Here is an 18,817-nt window from a genome sequence, read left to right on the forward strand (position 1 = left end):
CTACCTGCGGACCACCGGAAGGGGGAGGTGCGTGACGGCCCGGACGAACCGGATCGCGCTGCTGGCCGACGCGGCCATCGAGCTGATCGCCGACGGCGGCATGCGAGCGCTGACGCACCGGGCGGTGGACGGTCGCGCCGACATGCCGCCCGGCACCACGTCCGCGTACCTGCGGACCCGGCAGGCGCTGATCGAGGCGGTGGTGGGACGGCTCGCCGAACGGGACCGGGCCGACCTGGAGGTGTACGACCTGCCGACCGGCCCGCCACCCCCGACGCCGGGCCCCCGGCTCGACGGTGACGACCTCGACCGGCTCGCCGCCGGCGTCGCCGAGGTGCTCGACCGCTGGCTGAGCACCGGACGCAGCCGGACCCTGGCCCGCTACGCCTGCCTGCTGGAGGCGGTGCACCGCCCCGAGCTGCGCGGCATCCTGCACCACGGCACCGGCCTGCGGGTCCAGGCCCGCGACCTGCTGACCCGGGCCGGCGCCCCCGACCCCCAGCGGCAGGGCGACCAGTTCGTCGCGTTCGTGGACGGGCTGCTCTTCGACCGGCTGGTCGGCGCCGGCGCGCTCACCGCCCCGGCGCCCGGCAGCCCGGCCAGCCGGGCCGACCTGACCGCCGCCGTTCGCACCCTGCTGCACGCCCTGACCGGCAGCTGACCCCGCTGGCGCGATCAGCCGGCGGTGGCGCCGATCCGGTGCTGGCTCGGGCTGATCCCGCGGACCCGACGAAACGCGGTGCTCAGGGCGTACGGGGTGGCGTAGCCGACCCGCCGGGCCACCGCGCCCAGCGTGGCGTCGGGCTCGCGCAGCAGATCCGCGGCGAGCGTCAGCCGCCACCCGGTCAGGTACGCCATCGGCGGCTCACCGACCAGCTCGGTGAACCGGCGGGCCAGCACCGCCCGGGAGACGCCCACCTCGGCGGCGAGCGCGGCGACCGTCCACCCTCGGGCGGCGTCGTTCTCCAGCAGCCGCATGGCCGGGCCGACCACCGGGTCGCCGGCCGCCCGGTACCAGCCGGGCGCCGCGTCGCCGCGGCCGAACCAGGTACGCAACGCGCCGATCAGCAGCAGGTCCAGCAGCCGGTCCAGCACCGCCGCCTGGCCGGGGGCGTCCCGGGTCACCTCCTGCGCCAGCAGCGGGACCAGCGGACTGCGCCACTCGTCGGCGGGGACCACCAGCAGCGGTGGCAGCGCGCTGAGCAGCCGTCGGCTCACCTCGCCGGGCAACTGGTACGTGCCGGTCAGCAGCACCGTCGATCCGCGTGGGCCGGTGCCCCAGGTGCGTACGCCCAGCGCCATCGACTCGGTCAGCGGCTCGCCGCGCAGGGTGGTGCAGCGCTGACCGGGGTGGATCACCACCTGCGGTGGGGTGGCCGGGTCGTCGGCGACGAGGTAACCGTCCGGCCCGCGCAGCACCGCCACGTCGCCGGGGCGCAGCGCCGCCGCGGCGGCGTCGTCGGGTACGAGCCAGGCGGTGCCGCTGACCAGCGCCACGACGGTGAGCGGCGCCCGGTCCTCGATCCGTAGCGCGTACGGCGGGTCGAGCACCGAGCGGAGTAGGAAGGCGCCCCGGGCCCGGGGACCGTCGAGCAGCCCGGTGAGGGGGTCCATGGCGCGATGGTAGACGATCGCGAGGGGCGCTCCGGCGGCCGCCAGACGCCGGCGCGGTGCCGGTGACCGGGTGCGGGAGGTGGGCGAAGGTGCGGTTCGGGGGGCTGCGGGTCGCCGGGGACCGGCTGCGGCGGGACTGGCGGCCGGTGCTGGAGACGACCGTCGCGGCGACCGTGGCCTGGCTGCTCGCCACCCGGCTGGTCGGGCACCCGCAGCCATTCTTCGCTCCGGCGGCGGCGCTCATCGTCCTCGGCCAGGCCCGGGGACAACGGATCCGGCGGGCCGTCGAGGTCGTCCTCGGTGTCGCCGCCGGGGTGCTGGTCGCGGATCTGGTGGTGCAGGCGCTGGGCCCGGGCACCACCTGGACGGTGTTCACCGTCATCCTGCTCACCATCCTGCTCTCGGCGGCCCTCGGCGCCACCGGTGTGACGTTGGTGCAGGCCGCGGTCTCGGCGCTCTACCTGGTGGTGGTCGCACCGCCGGACGGGTCGCTGGTGCCGTTCCGCTTCGTCGACGCGCTGATCGGCGGCGCGGTCGCGCTCGCCGTCAGCCTGCTGGTCGACGCCCGGCACCCGCTGGCCCCGCTGGTCGCCGAGGTGCGGCGGACCTTCGACGAACTGGCCGGGCTGCTGGACGGGATCGCCGACGCGCTGGATCGTCGCGACGAGCCCGGCGCGGTCGCCGCGCTGGTCCGGGCGCGGGGCATGGACGCCCGGGTCGACGGGTTGCGCGACGGGGTGCTCGCGGCCGGCGAGGCGCTGCGGCTCAACGTGCGCCGGCGCCGGCACATCGGCCGGCTGCGGTCGGTGGACGAGTCGATCCGGCAGATTGACTACGCGGTACGCAACGTCCGCGTGCTGGCCCGCGCCGGGGTGACGCTCAGCCGGCTGCAGTCCCCGGCGCCGCCCGAGCTGGGCGTGGCGCTACGTGCGCTGGCCGAGGCGGTCCGGGAGGCCGGAGCGGCCCTCGCCGCCGACCTGGACGGGCGGGACGAGGCAGCCGACCGGCACGCCAGCCGGGCGGACGAGTCGGCGCTGGCCGCGGTGCGCACCGTCGGACAGCTCTTCGGTCCGACCCAGACCCTCCCACTCGCCATGATCATCGGCCAGGTCCGGGCCACGGCCATCGACCTGTTGCGCGGCGTCAACCCCGACGACGACGTCGCCGTCCTCACCCGGGTGGACGACGCCCTCGGTCTTCCCCCGGTCTGACCCGCACCCGAGCGGTCGGGGTCAGGTGGTCAGCCAGGTGGTGGCGGACCGCCGGATCGACGTGGGCAGTTCGTGGCCGCCGGGGAACTCCTCGTAGGTGACCTCGTAGCCCAGGTCGTGCAGGTGCGGGACGAGCCGGCGGCTGCACATGTCGATCGGCAGGACGCGGTCGTCCACCCCGTGCGCGACGAAGATCCGCGGCCGGCCGTGCGTGGCCGGCGGCGCGGCGAAACCGGGGGAGAAGGCCAGCACCGCGTCGACCAGGTCGCCGTTGGTCAGGCCCAGCGAGAGCGCGTACGAGGCGCCGTCGGAGAACCCGCCGAACGTCACGTCGCGCACCGGGTAGCCGTCGAAGACGCTGGCCAGCAGCTCGTCGATGCGCCGCACGTCCACCCCGAAGCCCCCGGCTATCAGGTCCCAGCTGCTGGCGGCCGCCTGCGGGGCGACCAGCAGCAGGTGGTGCGCGTCCGCGACCGGCAGCAGCAGGTCCAGCCCCTGCCGCGCGGAGCCGCCCGCCCCGTGCAGCAGCACCACCAGCCGGTACGCGGCGTCGTCGGCGGCGGGCTCCGGGGCGTACACCATCGCCAACAGCCCACCGCCGGGGGCGCTCAGCGGCACCAGCCCGGCGGGCGCCGGCGCCACCGGCGGGTGGGCGCGGGCGGTCAACCGGCCGGGGCGGGAAACGCCCGCCGGCTCCTGCCGCGGCGGCCTGAGTTCGGACACGGGTCACCGTTCCTCGCTGTCGGCGGGGTGTGCGCCGCGGTTACCCGGCCCGCCACCGGTTAACCGCCCGCAGTGGGTCAGGTGCCGCCGGCGCGAAGGGCCTGGATCGGGTCAGGCGCTGTCGCGGGCCACCAGGGCGGACGGGAAGAGGGTCACCGGCGCGGTCGGACGACGGTCCAGCACGGCCGTGGCCGCGGCGGTGGCGATCCGGCCCACCGGGTGGCTCGCGGTCGTCAGCGCGGGGGCGGTCATCCCGGCCAGCGGGATGTCGTCGAAGCCGGCCACCGCGACGTCGCCCGGCACCCGCACCCCACCCTCGCGCAGCGCCGCGATCACCCCGAACGCGGTCTCGTCGCTGATCGCGTACACGGCGTCGAGGTCCGGCCAGCGCCGCAACGCCTCGTCGGCCGCCGCCCGGCCGCGCGCCGCGGTGAAGTCACCGGGCAGCACCCGCTCCGGCAGCCCCGCCTGGCGCATCAGCCGGCGGTACGCCTGCACCGGCCGCTGCGAGCACGGCAGCCACCGGGGGCCGGCCACCATGGCGATCCGGCGGCGACCGCCGGCGTACAGGTGGCGCAGCACCTCCTCGGCGCCGGCGGCGTTGTCGACGTCGAACGACGGGACGGTGGCCGAGCCGATGCCGATCGAGGCCACCCGGCCGCGCAGCGACCGGGGCACGGCGTCCAGCAGATCCTCGGTGGTGTTCACCAGCACCACCCCGCACACGCTGCCGTCGCCGGCGAGCTGGTCCAGGCTGTTCGGCTCGCCCAGCGGCAGCCAGTGCAGCGCCACCCCGATGGCGGCCGGCGCGCAGACCCGGGCCGCCGAGCCGACCACCCGGTGCACGTACGGGTCGTCCAGCACCGCCGCGCTGGGCCCGGCGACCGCCACCACCAGCCGTACGCCCCCGCCGCGGACCAGTGCCCGGGCGGCCGGGTTGGGCACGTAGCCGAGCTGGTCGGCGGCCGCGGCGACCCGCTCCCGGGCGGACGGCGAGGCGAACCCGGTCCCGGCGATCACCCGCGACGCCGTGGACCGGGACACCCCGGCGGCCCGCGCGACGTCCTCCAGCGTGGCCGGCCGGTGCGCGGCTGCCGTCATGGTTTCCTCCCCCGACCAGCCGTCCGGCGGACGGACGCCTGCCCGGCATCATGCCCCGGCTGGGCCACCGGCGGTAAGGGCGGTCACCCCGGTTGTGGTGGAAGCGCTCTCAGGTGTGCGATCGTGCCAGGAGATCACCCCGAGAAAGAGGAACCGTCCCCGTGAGCGCCGCCACCAGTCCGCCCGTCCCCCCGGCCACCGCCCCGGCGCCCTCCCGGGCCGTGCGGACCGCCCGCAACGGCGTGGCCGTCGTCTTCACCCTCAACGGGCTGGCGGTCGGCAGCTGGTTCTCCCGGGTGCCGGCGGTCCGCGAGGCGCTGGACCTCTCCGCCGGCCGGCTCGGCCTGCTGCTGCTCGCGATGAGCATCGGCGCGCTGCTCGCCATGCCCACCTCCGGCCTGCTCGCCCAGCGCCTCGGCGCGGCCCGCACCGTGACGCTGGCCACCGTGCTGGTCGCGGTCGGCCTGACCGTCGCCGGGCTGGGTGCCACGGTGGCCGGTTCGGTCGTCGTCGTCGCGGTGGGCCTGGCCGCGTTCGGCTACGGCTCCGGCGCCTGCGACGTGGCGATGAACGTCGAGGGTGCGGCGGTGGAGCGGCGCCTGGGGCGTACCGTCATGCCCCGCTTCCACGCGGCGTGGAGCCTCGGATCGGTGGCGGGCGCGGCACTCGGGGCCGGGGCGGCCCGGTTCGACCTGCCCGTCGGCGCGCATCTCGCCGGTGTGGCGGTGGTGGTGCTGGCCGGCACCGTGCTCGGCGCCCGGTCGTTCCTGCCCCAGCCGGTCGTCGACGAGGCGCAGGGTACGGCGGACGCCAGCCCGCGCGCTCGCCGCCGCGCCCAGCTCGCCGCCTGGCGGGAGCCGCGCACCCTGCTGATCGGGCTCTTCGTGCTGGTGGCGGCGTTCACCGAGGGCAGCGCCAACGACTGGCTGGCAGTGGCCTTCGTCGACGGCCGGGACCTGAGCGAGGCGGCCGGCGCGGTGGTCTTCGGCGTCTTCGTCGTCGGCATGACCCTCGGTCGCACCGCCGGCACGGTCGCGCTGGACCGGTGGGGTCGCGTGCCGGTGCTCACCAGCACCGTCCTGCTCGCCGCGTTTGGCGCGGGCCTGGCCGTGCTGGCCGGCTCGGGGCCGGTCGCCATCGTCGGCGTCGCGCTCTGGGGGCTCGGCGCGTCGCTGGGCTTCCCGGTCGGGATGAGCGCGGCGGCCGACGAGGAGGCGCACGCGCCCGTCCGGGTGAGCGTGGTCGCGGTGATCGGCTACACCGCGTTCCTGGGTGGGCCACCGCTGCTGGGGCTGCTCGGCGACCGGGTCGGCATCCTGCAGGCGCTGCTGGTGGTGCCGTTGCTGCTGCTGCCGACCCTGGCGCTGGTGCCGGTGCTGCGCCCGCCGGGCGCCGCCGGACCGACCTCGCCAGCACAGAAAATCTAACCCGGAACGCCGCCGAGCGGTATCGGGCGCATGGCCGACTGCGCCGCGCGCCCCGGCTGGCTACGGTCGCCCGATGCCAACCGACTTGATCACCGCCGCCGCGGCGGGCAGCTGGACCCTGGGCGACCGCGCCGTGCACCGGATGGGCTTCGGCTCCATGCGGATCACCGCGAACCCGAACCGCGGCCGAGCGATCGCGCTGCTGCGCCGCGCCGTGGAGCTGGGCGTCAACCACATCGACACCGCCGCCTTCTATGTCTCGCCCGGCGGGACCCTGGGGGTTGGCACCGGCCCGGCGCGCTACGCGACCGAGCTGATCCGGGCGGCGCTCGCCCCGTACCCCGAGGATCTGGTGATCACCACCAAGGTCGGCTTCGGGTACGACCCGGTGGGCGGCTTCACCGAGGCGGTCACCCCGGCGCGGTTGCGGGCCCAGGTGGAGGAGAACCTGCGCCGGCTCGGCCTCGACCGCCTGGACGTGGTGAACCTGCGGCTCGGCCGGGGACCGGGCCCGGTGCCGCTGGCCGAGCGTTTCGGCGCCCTGGCCGAGCTGCGCGCCGCCGGGCTGATCCGGCACCTCGGGCTCTCCAACGTCCGGCCCGGGCAGTTGGAGGAGGTGGCGGACATCGCGCCGGTGGTCTGCGTGCAGAACAACTACGGGGTGGACGCCTACCGGGAACAGGACGAGTTCGTCAGGTCCTGCGGCGAGCGGGGGATCGCCTACGTGCCGTTCTTCGCGTTGGCCGGCACCGGCCGGGAGGCGGGCGCGAGCGCCGAGCAGGGCGAGGCCGTGCACGCCGTCGCCCGGGCCCACGGCGTCACCCCGCACCAGGTACGCCTGGCCTGGACCCTGCACCAGGGGCCGCACGTGCTGGCCATTCCCGGCACCGGCGACCCGGCGCACCTCACGGCGAACGTGGCGGCCGCCGCCCTCCACCTGACCCCCGAAGACCTGACCCTGCTCGGCTGACCCCGCCGTCTTCCATGATCACCGGGGGGTGGGGGAGGGGTGGGTCAGTCGCGGAGCCAGACTCGGAGGGGGCCCTGTTGGGTGAAGCCCGCTGTCAGGGCGGGGGTCAGGTCAGGGCCGGATTCGTAGCCGACCAGTGGTACCCGGGGCACGGTGGCGAGGACGCCGTGCCAGATCTCGCGGGGGTCCACCGTGTGGGAGAACAGGTTGGAGACCCCGTACGCGCTGTCGCCGCTGACCACCGCGCCGCCCAGAACCGTGCCCCGGTCGTCGTACCGGGCCAGTATCCGTACCCCGGGGTCGGCCAGCAGTGCCGGCCGGAACAGCGACCCGCCGCCGTGCGCCGCCGCCCAGACGGCGAGTTCCGTCGGCGTGGTGACCGGGGTCAGCGGAGCGCCGGTGGGCGGATCCAGCGGTGGTCGGTGGATCCACTGTGCGTCGAAGAGCACCCGGAAGCCGTACCGGGACAGATCGAGGTCGGCGAAGCTGTCCTTCACCGAGGCGCCGGGCCTGGCGTCGATCCGGGCCAGCAGGGCATCGACGTCGACGCCGGGGCGCAGCGTGACCGCGTCCGGGTACCAGGTTGGGGAGCGGCGGGGGACCGACCAGGCGTCCGCGTCGGTCCGGCCGGCCAGCCCGTGGCTGCCGCAGACCACGTCGCACCATTCGGCGTTGTTACGGGCCGCCGCCTCCCGCACGTCCTTGGGCACGTCCCGCAGCCTAGGGGGCGACGTGTCTAGGGCAGCCGGTCGGTGTAGACCAGATCCATCGTGTCGGTGTGCCCGGACCAGCGGAGTTCGAGTTTCCAGCAACCCGCGTGCGGCATGTCGATGATCGACGGACCCGGACCGCCGGCGACCTCGCGGGTCACCCTGGTGTCGGTGCCGTACAGCGTCGCGGTGATCGCCAGGGCCTTCGGCGACGTCGTCTCGGACGATGTCGAGGCAGGGCGGGAGACCCAGAGGATCTTGTTGTTCGACCCGTCCTGTCTGACCTGAGCGAGCGGGTGAGCGAACAGCACCGCCACGATGTCGCCCTTCGCGCCGAAGACGTGCGGGACCCGGGCGTCCCCGCTGAACCCGGCGTCCGCCCAGTCGGGCAGGGACCCCGTCTCGATCCGCGGGCCGCAACCCGTCGCTGCGGTCGCGGAGGTCGTGCTGGTCGGCGCGTCGACCGGCGTGGCCGACCGGCCGGCCGTCGTGCACGCCGTCAGCAGGAGCACCGACCCCATCAGCAACCTGCCCCATGCACCCATCTCGCCCCTTCCGAATACCTGTCGATGAGTCAGAACGTCCTCGCACCATCAAGACACCGGACGCGCCCGCCAAGTTCCCCGTCCGAGCTTTCCTGGGAGTACGCCTAGTCCAGCGATTCGGCGATCTCGATCGCCTCGGCCCTCGTGAGGTCGCCCTCCAGCCGGTAGCTCGCGTCGGCCCCCTGCCAGATCAGGGTCGAGGCGGCGAGCCGGGCGGTCTCCATCCGGACCTGTCCGGTGCGATCCACGTAGGCCAGGACGTGCGGGCCGCCGACCCAGACGGCGAAGTCGCCGTCGACCTGGACCCACTCCGCTCCCGGCCGGCTGGTTTGCTTGTGGAACGCCAGGTCGAGCCGACCATCGAAGGCGTCGATGCGCAGCGCGCCCCCGTGGTAGAGCAGCGTGGCCACCCGGTAGGCGCCCGTGTCGTCGGGATCGGCGACCAGCACCCGCTCGGGCGGACCGAGCTTCGCCGGTAGGCGGATCGGGAAGCGCACCGCCCGTTGCGCCTCATCCAGGGCCGCGGTTCGCTGCGCGGGCAACGGCGACGGGGTGCCGGTGGGCAGCACCGGGTCGGGCGACGTGACAACGGTGACTCCGGCGAAGCGCAGCAGCCCCGCGACGGCGTCGGCGAGGGCCGCCCGTCCCGGTGGCAGCACCGCCACGAGCAGGGCGACGAGCGCCGCCGCCGCGTAGGCGCGCCACCGACGCCGCCGGGACGGGGGCTCGGTGAGCCGAGCGCGTACGCGCGTGGTCACGTCGGGCGCGTCGGGTGTCTCCAGCCAGGTGGAGAGGCCACGCAGCTCCCTCTCGAGGTCATCCACTCCGGACCTCCTCGCGGTCGAGCAAGCCGCGGAGCTTCGCCAATGCCCGGGACGTCCGCGACTTCACCGTGCCCCGCGGCCAGCCCAACGTCGCCACCGTCTCCTCCTCGCTGAGATCGAGGAAGAACCGGCAGACGATCACCTCACGGTCGCGTACCGGCAGTTGGCGCAGAGCGTCCACCAGCACGGCGCGGCGCTCCCCGGCGAGGACCGCGCCGACCGCGTCGTCCTCGGCGATCTCCGAAGCCGGGTTCGCCGCCGCGGCCCGCAGGACGAGGCCGTCGCGGCGGGTGCGTGACCGGTGCAGGTTGCGGGTCTCGTTGGCGACGATCGCCAGCAGCCACGAGCGGAACGACGACTCCGCCCGGTAGCGGGAGAGCTTTCGGTACCCCTTCACGAAGGCCTCCTGGATGACGTCCTCGGAGTCCGAGCCCGCGCCGAGTAGCACCGCCGTCCGGTACGCGGACGCGGTGTGCCGGGCGACCAGGAGGTCGTACGCCTCCAGGTCACCTGCCCGAGCGCGGGTGACGAGCACGTCGTCGTCCAGGGGTACCTCCGGTTGGGTCACCTTCATGACACCGCTCACGCGCTGCGGGTTCCAGCCGCGGCTCGGTCAGCCCACTCTCACCCGGCGTGCAGCGTATTGCCAGGAAACGGTGGTGCACTGGATGGGCGTCGAGGAGAGGAGTCGGTCATGGGCTGGTTCAGTCGGCGGGCCCGGGGCGCCGAGGCGACCCCCACGAAGCTGGACCGGGAGGCGACCCGGGACGACCTCGCCGCGCTCGAGGCGTTCATCGCCAGCCGGCGGGGGGTGGAGTTCTACCTGGAGCCGGAGACCACCGCCACCGACACCACGGTGGTGGCGATCGCCCACGACGGCGAGTGGATCCGTCGCCGTACCGGCACCCCGCGTGCGGCGGGCGCCATCGCCCGCAAGCACGCGGTGCCGCTGTACGAGGCGGCCCGCACCGGCTACCCGGAACGGATGCGCACCTGGAGCCGTGCCCACCCGGAACGCCACGCCCGGTGAGCGTGGCCGCGTCCGTCGAGGTGGCCGTGAGCCGCCGTCCCACCGGGCGATCGGGGCAGGCCAGAGGACGTGTGCGCACCCTTTGCTCTGCTTACCCGGGCGCAACGAAAAGGCGTCGTCACTGTTGCGCTGGCTGAAGCAGAGCAAAGGACGCGTCGCATTGACCCGGGGCGTTCCGATGCGGCGTCCGAGCACGCCTCAACCGCCAGATATCGATGAGAGTCATTCGCCTGGCCAGGCCGGGGTCGGCGTTGACCGGCGACGGACGGGTGTGGCAGCATTCGCGGCCTGACGGCAGTGAAGGAAGTCGGTGTGATTCCGACGCGGTCCCGCCACTGTCACCGGGGAGCGATCCCCCCTCGTGAGTCACGGCCGCGTGTCTGCGGTTGGAAGGCCGGGGGAGAGCGTCGATTCGGAAGCCAGGATACTTCGGCCGTCGGGATGTACCCCAGGGCGTGGACACCCGAGGAGGACCCGATGACGCACGGCGTCTCTTTCATTGACGGACACCGTCATGATCCGCTCGGCGGGCGCTCCGCCGCACCCACCGCCGCACCCGGCCCCGGTCGTACCGCCTGATGCCGCAGGGAAAGCCGAGCACGGTGCCCGCCGACGGTTTGACCACCCGGCAGCGACGTCACCGGCCGCTGCTGATGGTCCACACCGGACAGATGAAGGGAAAGTCCACCGCCGCCTTCGGGCTGGCGCTGCGGGCGTGGGCAGCCGGCCTGCCGGTCGGGGTGTTCCAGTTCGTCAAGAGCGCCAAGTGGCGGGTGGGGGAGGAGAACGCCTTCCGGGCCCTCGGCGAGGTGCACGAGCGCACCGGTCACGGCGCGCCGGTGGCGTGGCACAAGATGGGCGAGGGCTGGTCCTGGATCCAGCGTGGCGGCGACGCCGATCACGCCGCGGACGCCCTGGAGGGTTGGCGGCAGATCCAACGCGACCTGGCCGCCGAGCGCTACGGGCTGTATGTGCTGGACGAGTTCACCTACCCGATGACGTGGGGCTGGGTGGACGTCGACGAGGTGGTGGCCACCCTGGCCGACCGTCCCGGCTTCCAACACGTGGTCATCACCGGCCGGGACGCCGACCCGCGCCTGGTGGCCGCCGCCGACCTGGTGGCCGAGCTGACCAAGGTCAAGCACCCGATGGACGCCGGCCAGAAGGGCCAGAAGGGCATCGAGTGGTGAGCGCCGCCGCCGAGTCGTGGCCGCTGCCCCGCCCGATGGGCGACGACCGCGCCGGCCCGGACGGCCGCAGCGGTCTCCGCTGGCCGGGAACGGGTCAGCCGGTCAGGGCCCGGGCGAGGACGTAGCCGACGGTCGCGGCGGCGAGCCCGGCGGTCACACTGCCCAGCACGTTGGCCAGCGCGAGGAGCCGGTTGCCGGTCCTGGTCAGCCGCAGCGTCTCGTAGCTGAAGGTGGAGTAGGTGGTCAGCGCGCCGCAGAAGCCGGTGCCGAGCAGCGCGCTGACCGCCGGGCCGGCCGGCAGCCCGACGAGTACGCCGAGCAGCAGCGATCCGAACACGTTGACGGTCAACGTCCCCCACGGGAACGCCGAGTGGTGCCGGGCCTGCACGGCCCGGTCGGTGAGGTAGCGCAGCGGCGCGCCGACGGCCGCCCCGAGCACGATGAGCAGCACGGTCACCGGACGGCCCGCCCGTCGTCGCGGTCCCGGTCGAGCAGTCGAGCGGCGGCGGCGTCACCCAGCCACACCGCGACCAGGGCGCCGAGCACCGTCGCGGCCAGGTACGCCAGCGCGCTGACCGGGGCGCCCGCGACCACCGCCTGCTGCACGTCCACGGCGTAGGTGGAGAAGGTGGTGAACCCGCCGAGCACCCCGACCCCGAGGAACGGGCGGACCAGCGGTCGACCGCCGCCGACGTGCCCGAGCACCGCCATCAGGACGCCGATCAGCAGGCAGCCGGTCAGGTTGATGCCGAAGGTCGCCCACGGGAAACCGGTCCGCGCGTGGGGGAGGGCGTGTTGCAGGCCGGCCCGGGCCAGCGCGCCGAGCACCCCGCCCGCCGCGATCGCCGCGAGCACCGCCGCGGGATGAGCCTTCAGCTCGCCACGGTCGACGGGGACGCGCAGGTCGACGTCGGGGTCGGTACGCGGGTCGAGCGGTCCGGACATGATGCCTCCCCACCAGCACGGTGTCACTGGCAGGGACCGTTGGCGAGCGGCGTCGCGGTTCTCCCGGTGTCCCCGGGACGGCGGGCCCCACCGCCGGGAGCGCTCCTGCTCCGGCGTCAGCATATCGTCCACCCACCGAGCGCCGGGCCGACCGGCGCGGCAGACGCCGGCCGGCGGGGCTGGTGGGTCAGCGCACCCCGGCGACCGCGGCGTCCGTGCCGCCGCGCCACACCGTGCCGACCTCGCTGAAGCCGGCCGCGGTCAGCGCGGCCAGGTGCCAGGAGGCCGGGGGGTTCCACTCGGGGCTGTGCCCGGTCGGGTAGATGGCGTGCCGCTCGGCGACCAGCGGGGCGAGCACCGGATCGGCGCCGGCCCGGTCCCACCAGTCCGACCACGACAGCACGGACCCGGCGGCGTACCGGGCGGCCCGCCGGTCCCGCGCCCGGTCGAGCAGCCGCTTGGTCAGCTCCGGCAGGGTGTCGTCGGGCATGTGGTCGGCGTTGACGAAGATCCCGCCCGGCCGCAGCAGATCGCGGACCTCGCCGTAGAGCCGGCCGAGCCGCTCGGCCGGCAGCCAGTGCAACGCGGTGGCGGTGAGCACGGCGTCGTACTCGTCGTGAGGCAGGGCGGATCGCCATTCGGGGGCGCCGAGGTCGGCGGTGACGACGGTGGCCCGGTCGTTCAGCGAGGCGCGGGCGATGGCCAGCAGCGCCGGGTCGAGGTCCAGCAGGGTCACCTCGGCGGTGGGGAAACGCGTCAACGCCCGCAGCGAGATGGTGCCGGTGCCGCCGGCCAGGTCGAGCACGCGCGGCGGCCGGCCGTCGCGGACCGCGTCGACGGCGTCGAGCATGGCGGCGAACCGGTGCTCCCGGTCCGGTAGGTACGCCTCCTGCTGGCGGTCCCAGCTCTCCTGCCACGCCGACGGATCCGTGATGTAAGGAGTCATATGGATCAGGCTAGTTACCGAACGAGACACTTGTCCAGACCTTGTTGCACATAACTTGCAATTGCGAGAACATGGCAGAGCGATGATCACAGGGGAGCCGGGTCGGTCATCCGCCCGGCCCGGCTCTCCTCTCGCGCGACTGCCGCCGCGGGTCAGGCCGCGGTCGGTGCCAGGTCCGCGTCGGCCGTCGGCGCCCCGCTGCGGCGGGCCAGCCGGAGCGCCCCGAGTAGGACACCGAGGCCGGCCAGGGTGAGCGCGGCGCCGGCCCAGATCGGTGCGGTGTAGCCGAGCCCGGCGGCGATGGTCACCCCGCCGACCCAGGCGCCCAGCGCGTTGCCGAGGTTGAACGCCGCGATGTTCGCGCCCGACGCGAGGGTGGGCGCCTGGTGCGCGTACCGCATGATCCGCATCTGCAGCGGCGGGACGGTCGCGAAGCCGAACGCGCCCATCAGCACCAGCGAGGCGACGGTCAGCACCGGGCTCGACGCGGTCAGGGCGAACCCGACGAGCACCACGGTGAGTACGGCCAGGACGGTGATCAGGGTGCGCGACAGCGACACGTCCGCCGCCCGGCCGCCGAGGAGGTTTCCGACGAAGAGCCCTACGCCGAAGAGGACCAGCAGCCATGGCACCGCGCTGGTGGCGAAGCCGCTGACCTCGGTGAGCGTGTAGGCGATGTAGGTGAACGCGCCGAACATGCCGCCGAAGCCCAGCACGGTGATCACCAGGGAGAGCCAGACCTGCGGGTGGGTGAAGGCCCGCAGTTCGCCGCGCAGCCCACCGGCCGGGCGTTGGGCGTCGACGGTGCCGCGGCCGGGGATGAGCAGGGCCAGCCCGATCAGCGCGACCACCCCGATGCCGGTGATCGCCCAGAACGTCGAACGCCAGCCGACGTGCTGGCCGAGGAGGGTGCCGAAGGGGACGCCGAGCACGTTCGCGATGGTCAGCCCGGCGAACATCAGCGCGATGGCGCCGGCCCGGCGGGCCGGCGCGACCAGTCCGGCGGCCACCACGGCGCCGATGCCGAAGAACGCGCCGTGGCAGAGCGCGGCGACGATCCGGCCGGCCATCATCACGCCGTAGTCGCCGGCGACCGCGGAGAGCAGGTTGCCGATGATGAAGAGCACCATCAGCCCGAGCAGGACCGGTTTGCGGGGCAGTCGGGTGACCGCGGCGGTGAGGGCCACCCCGCCGACGGCCACGCTGAGGGCGTAGCCGGAGATCAGCCAGCCGGCCACCGGCTCGGTGACCGCGAAGTCGGCGGCCACCTCGGGCAGCAGACCCATGATGACGAATTCGGTGAGCCCGATGCCGAAGGCGCCGAGGGCCAGCGCGATCAGGCCGGGCGGCATGGACGTGGGGCGTACGGGCATGGTCTTCCCATCGGGGAGGGGTCAGATATTCGGCGCGTGCAACTACCCGCGCCAACAACGAGATAGTTGCACGCGCTTCATATAGGCGCAAGCGTGGTAGCCTGGGGCCGGTCAGATCACATCCCAGGAGGCCGTCATGGGCATCGCCGACGACGCGGTCGAGATCCGCGCGCAGGGCTGGCGCACCCTCGCCGCCCTGCACGGGCTGATCGAGACGTCCCTGGAGCGGGCGTTGCAGGCCACCCATGACCTGTCCGTCGTCGAGTACACGGTGCTCGACGCGCTCTCCCGACAGGACGGCTGGCACATGCGGATGAGCCAACTCGCCCGCGCCGCCGCGCTCTCCAGCAGCGCGACCACCCGCCTGGTCACCCGTCTGGAACAGCGCGGCCTGCTCACCCGGATCCTCTGCGCCGACGACCGGCGCGGCATCTACACCGAGCTGACCCCGGCCGGCTCCGAGCTGCTCGCTCACGCCAGACCCACCCACGACGAGGTGCTGACGTCCGCACTGGCCGAAGGGGAGGCCACCCCGGAGCTGGCCCCGCTGGTGGCCGCGCTGCACCGCTTGCCCACCGCCCGCTGACTCCACTCCGGGGCGGCGATGGTCGGCCCACCAGGCCGGGCGTACGGTACCCGGAGCCCGGCCGGGCCCGTCGCACGAAGGAGGCAGGCGATGCAGGATCGCACCCCTCGTCCCGAGGAGCTGGAGCCGATCGAGCGCGCCGGCATCGACGAGCTGCGCGCCCTGCAACGCGAGCGGCTGCGCTGGTCGTTGCGGCACGCGTACGACAACGTGCCGCACTACCGTCGGGCGTTCGACGCGGCCGGGGTGCATCCCGACGACTGCCGCGACCTCGACGACCTGGCCCGTTTCCCGTTCACGGGCAAGGCGGAGCTGCGGGACAACTACCCGTTCGGCATGTTCGCCGTGCCCCGCGAGCGGGTCGCCCGGCTGCACGCCTCCTCCGGCACCACCGGCCGGCCGACTGTGGTCGGCTACACCCGCGACGACCTGCGGACCTGGGCCCGGCTGATGGCCCGGTCGATCCGCGCGTCCGGCGGCCGTCCGGGCGACCGCGTGCACGTTGCGTACGGCTACGGGCTGTTCACCGGCGGGCTCGGCGCGCACTACGGGGCCGAGGAGCTGGGCTGCACCGTCATCCCGGTCTCCGGCGGCATGACCGAACGCCAGGTCATGCTGATCCGCGACTTCGAACCCGAGGTCATCATGGTCACGCCCAGCTACATGCTGGCCATCGTGGACGAGATGCAGCGCCAGGGCCTCGACCCCCGGGCGACCTCGCTGCGGGTGGGCATCTTCGGCGCGGAACCGTGGACCGAGGACATGCGCCGGGAGATGGAGCACCGGCTGGACATCCACGCGGTCGACATCTACGGGCTCTCCGAGGTGATGGGCCCGGGTGTGGCCACCGAGTGCGTCGAGACCAAGGACGGGCTGCACCTCTGGGAGGACCACTTCTATCCGGAGATCATCGACCCGCTCACCGGCGCGGTGCTGCCCGACGGCGAGCAGGGCGAGCTGGTGCTCACCTCGCTGACCAAGGAGGCGATGCCGGTCGTCCGCTACCGGACCCGGGACCTGACCCGGCTGCTGCCCGGCACCGCCCGCCCGATGCGCCGGATCGAGAAGATCACCGGCCGGACGGACGACATGATGATCGTGCGCGGGGTGAACCTCTTCCCGACCCAGATCGAGGAGCTGATCCTGCGGACCCCGCAGCTGTCGCCGCACTTCCAGTGCGTACTCGACCGGCAGGGCCGGCTGGACACCCTGACGGTGCGGGTGGAGCGGCGGGCCGAGGTCGCCGTGGACGCCGCCGAGCGCGCCGGCGCGACCCTGGTGGAGCTGGTGAAGAACACCATCGGGGTGAGCGTGGCGGTCGAGGTGCTCGCCCCGGACGCGGTGGAGCGTTCGGTGGGCAAGATGCGGCGAATCGTCGACCAGCGGCGGGCCGGCTGACGTGGCGGAACAGCGCAACCCGGCGTACGACATGTTCGCCGCCGACGTGGCCTCGCGCGGTCTCGGCATCGAGCTGGTCGAGGCCGGCGACGGCGCGGCGGTGGCCCGGATGCGGGTGACCGAGGGGATGCTCAACGGTCATGCGATCGCCCACGGCGGCTTCGTCTTCCTGTTCGCCGACACCGCGTTCGCGCTGGCCTGCAACAGCCGGGGCCCGGTGACCGTCGCGGCTGGCGGTGAGATCACCTTCGTCCGGCCGGCGGGCGCCGGTGATCTGCTCACCGCCCGCGCCACCGAGCGCACCCGCTACGGCCGCAGCGGCATCTACGACGTCACCGTCACCCGGGACGACGGCGAGGTGGTCGCCGAGTTCCGGGGCCGCAGCCGGACACCGGCGTCGCCACCGTCGACATAGGATCCGCCCATGCGTGTCCTGGTGGTCTCCGCGCCGCTCGTCGGCCACGTCTTCCCGCTGGTGCCGCTCGCCGTCGCGCTGCGCGACGCCGGCCACGACGTGCTGCTGGCGACCGGTGGCGGCGGCCTGGCCGCCGCCGACGCCGGCCTGCCGGTACACGACATCGCGCCGGGCTTCGACTTCGGCCGGATCGCGCTGCGCGTGCTGCCGCGCCACCCGCTCGTCGCCCGCGCCGAGCTGGCCGGCACGGCCGGCACCCGGGGCGCCGGCCTGCTCTTCGGGGCGCTCAACGACCAGCTCACCGACCCGATCGTCGCGCTGGCCACCCGGTGGCGTCCGGATCTGGTGCTGCACGAGCCGTTCGCGGTGGCCGGCGCGGTGGCCGCCGCCCGGCTGGGCGTGCCGGCGGTCCGGCAGGAGAACGCCCTCTTCGACGGACGGGACCTGGTCCGCGCCACCACCGCCCGACTCGGCGCCGCGCTGCGCCGGCACGACCTGACCGAGCTGCCGCCGCCCGCCGCGGCCCTCGCCGTCGCCCCGCCCAGCGTGACCAGGCAGGACGGCTGGCCGATGCGGTACACGTCCTACGTCGGCGGCGGCGAGCTCCCGGCCTGGCTGCGGGAGCCGGGTGAGCGGCCCCGGATCCTGGTCACCCGCAGCACCCTCACCGGCCCCGGCGACCGGGGGCCGATGCCTGCCGTGGTCGCGGCCGCCGCCCGGGTGGACGCCGAAATCGTGCTGGTCCGGCCGGACCCGCGCTCGACCCGTGCGCTGCCCGGCAACGTCCGGGTGGTCGACTGGATCCCGCTCGACGAGGCGCTGCCGGCGAGCGCGGCGCTGGTCCACCACGGCGGGGCGGGCAGCGCGTTCGGCGCTCTCGCCGCCGGCCTGCCGCAGCTGGCCACCGTCGGTCCGGGGGACCGGCGGCACAATGCCGAGCTGGTGGCCCGTCGAGGCGCCGGCCTGGCACTACGCCCCCGCGACATCACCCCGCGGACGCTGACCCGGCTGCTCACCGACGACGGCCTGCGGGCCGCGGCCGGGCAGGTCGGCCGGGAGATCGCCGCGATGCCGCCGCCGTCCGAACTGGTGGCCCGGCTGGCCGCGCTGGTCTGACGGCCGCCCCGCGTGCCCACCTCGCACGCCCGCCCAGCTGGGGCAGGATGACCGGATGCGACACGTCGTGCTGTTCCACTCCGTGTACGGGCTGCGGCCCGCCGTGCGCGCCGCCGCGGACCGGCTGCGTGCCGCCGGGCACCGGGTCGTCACGCCCGACCTCTACGGCGTCCAGGCCACCGACACCGTCGAGGAGGGCTTCGCGCTGCTCGACAAGATCGGCCAGGAGGTGGTGCTCGACCGGGCCCGCGCGGCGCTGCGGGAGCTGCCGGCGGAGACCGTGCTCGCCGGCTTCTCGATGGGCGCCGGCGTGGCCGGGGCGCTGCTGGCCGAGCGCCCCGACACCGCCGGTCTGCTCCTGCTGCACGGCACCGGTGGCGCGCCGGAAGCCGCCCGCGCCGGGCTGCCGGTACAGCTGCACCTCGCCGACCCCGACCCGTACGACGCGCCGGACGAGGTCGACGAGTGGCAACGGGAGATGACCGACGTCGGCGCCGACCTGACGGTGTTCCGCTACCCGGGCGCGGGGCACCTGTTCACCGACCCGGACCTCGCCGAGTACGCCCCGGACGCCGCCGCGGCGACCTGGCCGCGGGTGCTGGCCTTCCTCGCCACGGCCTGAGCGTCGGACCCGTCGGCGCGGCGACCCAGCTGCGCACCTTCGTGGCCAGGGCACTCCCGCTGAGGCACCGT

At 74.6% G+C, this 18,817-nt stretch carries 22 protein-coding genes and 1 riboswitch; of the genes, 11 read left to right on the forward strand and 11 right to left on the reverse strand.

The annotated features are described in order from the left end of the window. Window positions 1–31 precede the first annotated feature (31 nt). On the forward strand, window positions 32–661 hold the full coding sequence (locus tag ACFYPS_RS02230) for a TetR/AcrR family transcriptional regulator (RefSeq protein ID WP_354962282.1): 630 nt from the start codon (window positions 32–34) through the stop codon (window positions 659–661). 14 nt (window positions 662–675) lie between these two features. Here ACFYPS_RS02230 and ACFYPS_RS02235 read toward each other — a convergent pair whose 3' ends face one another. Then, window positions 676–1,614 (reverse strand): AraC family transcriptional regulator, encoded by a 939-nt coding sequence (locus tag ACFYPS_RS02235; RefSeq protein ID WP_354962281.1) that lies wholly within the window; start codon window positions 1,612–1,614, stop codon window positions 676–678. Between the two features lie 89 nt (window positions 1,615–1,703). On the opposite strand from ACFYPS_RS02235, the gene ACFYPS_RS02240 reads away from it, so the two are divergent. Next, window positions 1,704–2,825 (forward strand): FUSC family protein, encoded by a 1,122-nt coding sequence (locus ACFYPS_RS02240; RefSeq protein WP_354962280.1) that lies wholly within the window; start codon window positions 1,704–1,706, stop codon window positions 2,823–2,825. A gap of 21 nt (window positions 2,826–2,846) precedes the next feature. On the opposite strand, the gene ACFYPS_RS02245 is transcribed toward ACFYPS_RS02240, so the two are convergent. Both ACFYPS_RS02245 and ACFYPS_RS02250 read right to left on the reverse strand, forming a co-directional pair. Then, window positions 2,847–3,548: a phospholipase gene (locus tag ACFYPS_RS02245; RefSeq protein WP_354962279.1), complete on the reverse strand. Its 702-nt coding sequence runs from the start codon at window positions 3,546–3,548 to the stop codon at window positions 2,847–2,849. Window positions 3,549–3,659: 111 nt separating this feature from the next. Then, a complete protein-coding gene (locus ACFYPS_RS02250) occupies window positions 3,660–4,649 on the reverse strand; it encodes a LacI family DNA-binding transcriptional regulator (protein WP_387322327.1) in 990 nt (329 codons plus the stop codon). A gap of 161 nt (window positions 4,650–4,810) precedes the next feature. On the opposite strand from ACFYPS_RS02250, the gene ACFYPS_RS02255 reads away from it, so the two are divergent. After that, entirely contained in the window at window positions 4,811–6,076 is a 1,266-nt protein-coding gene (locus ACFYPS_RS02255; RefSeq protein ID WP_354962277.1) for an MFS transporter, read from the forward strand. A gap of 73 nt (window positions 6,077–6,149) precedes the next feature. Further along, window positions 6,150–7,046, forward strand: coding sequence for an aldo/keto reductase (locus ACFYPS_RS02260; protein ID WP_354962276.1), 897 nt, complete (start codon window positions 6,150–6,152; stop codon window positions 7,044–7,046). Window positions 7,047–7,090: 44 nt separating this feature from the next. Here the strand turns inward: ACFYPS_RS02260 and ACFYPS_RS02265 are convergent, their stop codons facing one another. The 4 genes from ACFYPS_RS02265 to ACFYPS_RS02280 all read right to left on the reverse strand — a co-directional run bounded on the left by ACFYPS_RS02265 (window position 7,091) and on the right by ACFYPS_RS02280 (window position 9,693). Continuing rightward, entirely contained in the window at window positions 7,091–7,756 is a 666-nt protein-coding gene (locus ACFYPS_RS02265; protein ID WP_354962275.1) for a hypothetical protein, read from the reverse strand. Window positions 7,757–7,782: 26 nt separating this feature from the next. Then, on the reverse strand, window positions 7,783–8,277 hold the full coding sequence (locus ACFYPS_RS02270) for a hypothetical protein (protein WP_354962274.1): 495 nt from the start codon (window positions 8,275–8,277) through the stop codon (window positions 7,783–7,785). 128 nt (window positions 8,278–8,405) lie between these two features. Continuing rightward, window positions 8,406–9,125 carry a hypothetical protein gene (locus ACFYPS_RS02275; RefSeq protein WP_354962273.1) on the reverse strand — a complete coding sequence of 240 codons (720 nt, stop codon included), beginning with the start codon at window positions 9,123–9,125 and terminating at the stop codon, window positions 8,406–8,408. Next, window positions 9,118–9,693 (reverse strand): RNA polymerase sigma factor, encoded by a 576-nt coding sequence (locus ACFYPS_RS02280; RefSeq protein ID WP_354962272.1) that lies wholly within the window; start codon window positions 9,691–9,693, stop codon window positions 9,118–9,120. The genes ACFYPS_RS02275 and ACFYPS_RS02280 overlap by 8 nt, the downstream gene beginning before the upstream one ends. Window positions 9,694–9,819: 126 nt before the next feature. On the opposite strand from ACFYPS_RS02280, the gene ACFYPS_RS02285 reads away from it, so the two are divergent. Together ACFYPS_RS02285 and cobO are read left to right on the forward strand one after the other, a co-directional pair. Then, window positions 9,820–10,155: a hypothetical protein gene (locus ACFYPS_RS02285; RefSeq protein ID WP_074310459.1), complete on the forward strand. Its 336-nt coding sequence runs from the start codon at window positions 9,820–9,822 to the stop codon at window positions 10,153–10,155. 300 nt (window positions 10,156–10,455) lie between these two features. Further along, window positions 10,456–10,585: riboswitch (cobalamin riboswitch) on the forward strand. A gap of 148 nt (window positions 10,586–10,733) precedes the next feature. Further along, window positions 10,734–11,345, forward strand: a complete 612-nt coding sequence (cobO, locus tag ACFYPS_RS02290; RefSeq protein ID WP_354962271.1) for a cob(I)yrinic acid a,c-diamide adenosyltransferase — start codon at window positions 10,734–10,736, stop codon at window positions 11,343–11,345. A gap of 94 nt (window positions 11,346–11,439) precedes the next feature. On the opposite strand, the gene crcB is transcribed toward cobO, so the two are convergent. From crcB to ACFYPS_RS02310, 4 genes are all read right to left on the reverse strand, one after another. Then, window positions 11,440–11,802 carry a fluoride efflux transporter CrcB gene (gene crcB / locus ACFYPS_RS02295; protein ID WP_354962270.1) on the reverse strand — a complete coding sequence of 121 codons (363 nt, stop codon included), beginning with the start codon at window positions 11,800–11,802 and terminating at the stop codon, window positions 11,440–11,442. Further along, complete coding sequence (locus ACFYPS_RS02300; RefSeq protein ID WP_354962269.1) at window positions 11,799–12,290, reverse strand: CrcB family protein; 492 nt, start codon at window positions 12,288–12,290, stop codon at window positions 11,799–11,801. Before ACFYPS_RS02300 ends, crcB begins: the two co-directional genes overlap by 4 nt. Window positions 12,291–12,477: 187 nt before the next feature. After that, window positions 12,478–13,236, reverse strand: coding sequence for a class I SAM-dependent methyltransferase (locus tag ACFYPS_RS02305; RefSeq protein ID WP_354962267.1), 759 nt, complete (start codon window positions 13,234–13,236; stop codon window positions 12,478–12,480). A gap of 152 nt (window positions 13,237–13,388) precedes the next feature. Next, window positions 13,389–14,609: an MFS transporter gene (locus tag ACFYPS_RS02310; RefSeq protein WP_354962266.1), complete on the reverse strand. Its 1,221-nt coding sequence runs from the start codon at window positions 14,607–14,609 to the stop codon at window positions 13,389–13,391. Window positions 14,610–14,745: 136 nt separating this feature from the next. Here ACFYPS_RS02310 and ACFYPS_RS02315 point away from each other — a divergent pair, with 136 nt between their 5' ends. The 5 genes from ACFYPS_RS02315 to ACFYPS_RS02335 all read left to right on the forward strand — a co-directional run bounded on the left by ACFYPS_RS02315 (window position 14,746) and on the right by ACFYPS_RS02335 (window position 18,746). Next, window positions 14,746–15,195: a MarR family transcriptional regulator gene (locus ACFYPS_RS02315; RefSeq protein WP_354962265.1), complete on the forward strand. Its 450-nt coding sequence runs from the start codon at window positions 14,746–14,748 to the stop codon at window positions 15,193–15,195. Between the two features lie 90 nt (window positions 15,196–15,285). Continuing rightward, on the forward strand, window positions 15,286–16,593 hold the full coding sequence (gene paaK / locus ACFYPS_RS02320; protein WP_354962263.1) for a phenylacetate--CoA ligase PaaK: 1,308 nt from the start codon (window positions 15,286–15,288) through the stop codon (window positions 16,591–16,593). 31 nt (window positions 16,594–16,624) lie between these two features. After that, the gene (gene paaI, locus ACFYPS_RS02325; RefSeq protein ID WP_354962581.1) at window positions 16,625–17,008 is read left to right on the forward strand and encodes a hydroxyphenylacetyl-CoA thioesterase PaaI; all 384 of its coding nucleotides are present in this window, start codon (window positions 16,625–16,627) and stop codon (window positions 17,006–17,008) included. A gap of 9 nt (window positions 17,009–17,017) precedes the next feature. Then, window positions 17,018–18,124 (forward strand): nucleotide disphospho-sugar-binding domain-containing protein, encoded by a 1,107-nt coding sequence (locus ACFYPS_RS02330; protein ID WP_354962261.1) that lies wholly within the window; start codon window positions 17,018–17,020, stop codon window positions 18,122–18,124. 55 nt (window positions 18,125–18,179) lie between these two features. Further along, window positions 18,180–18,746: a dienelactone hydrolase family protein gene (locus ACFYPS_RS02335; protein WP_354962260.1), complete on the forward strand. Its 567-nt coding sequence runs from the start codon at window positions 18,180–18,182 to the stop codon at window positions 18,744–18,746. Window positions 18,747–18,817: the final 71 nt, after the last annotated feature.

This window comes from Micromonospora sp. NPDC005087, from assembly GCF_042872965.1.
Classification (GTDB): Bacteria; Actinomycetota; Actinomycetes; order Mycobacteriales; family Micromonosporaceae; genus Micromonospora.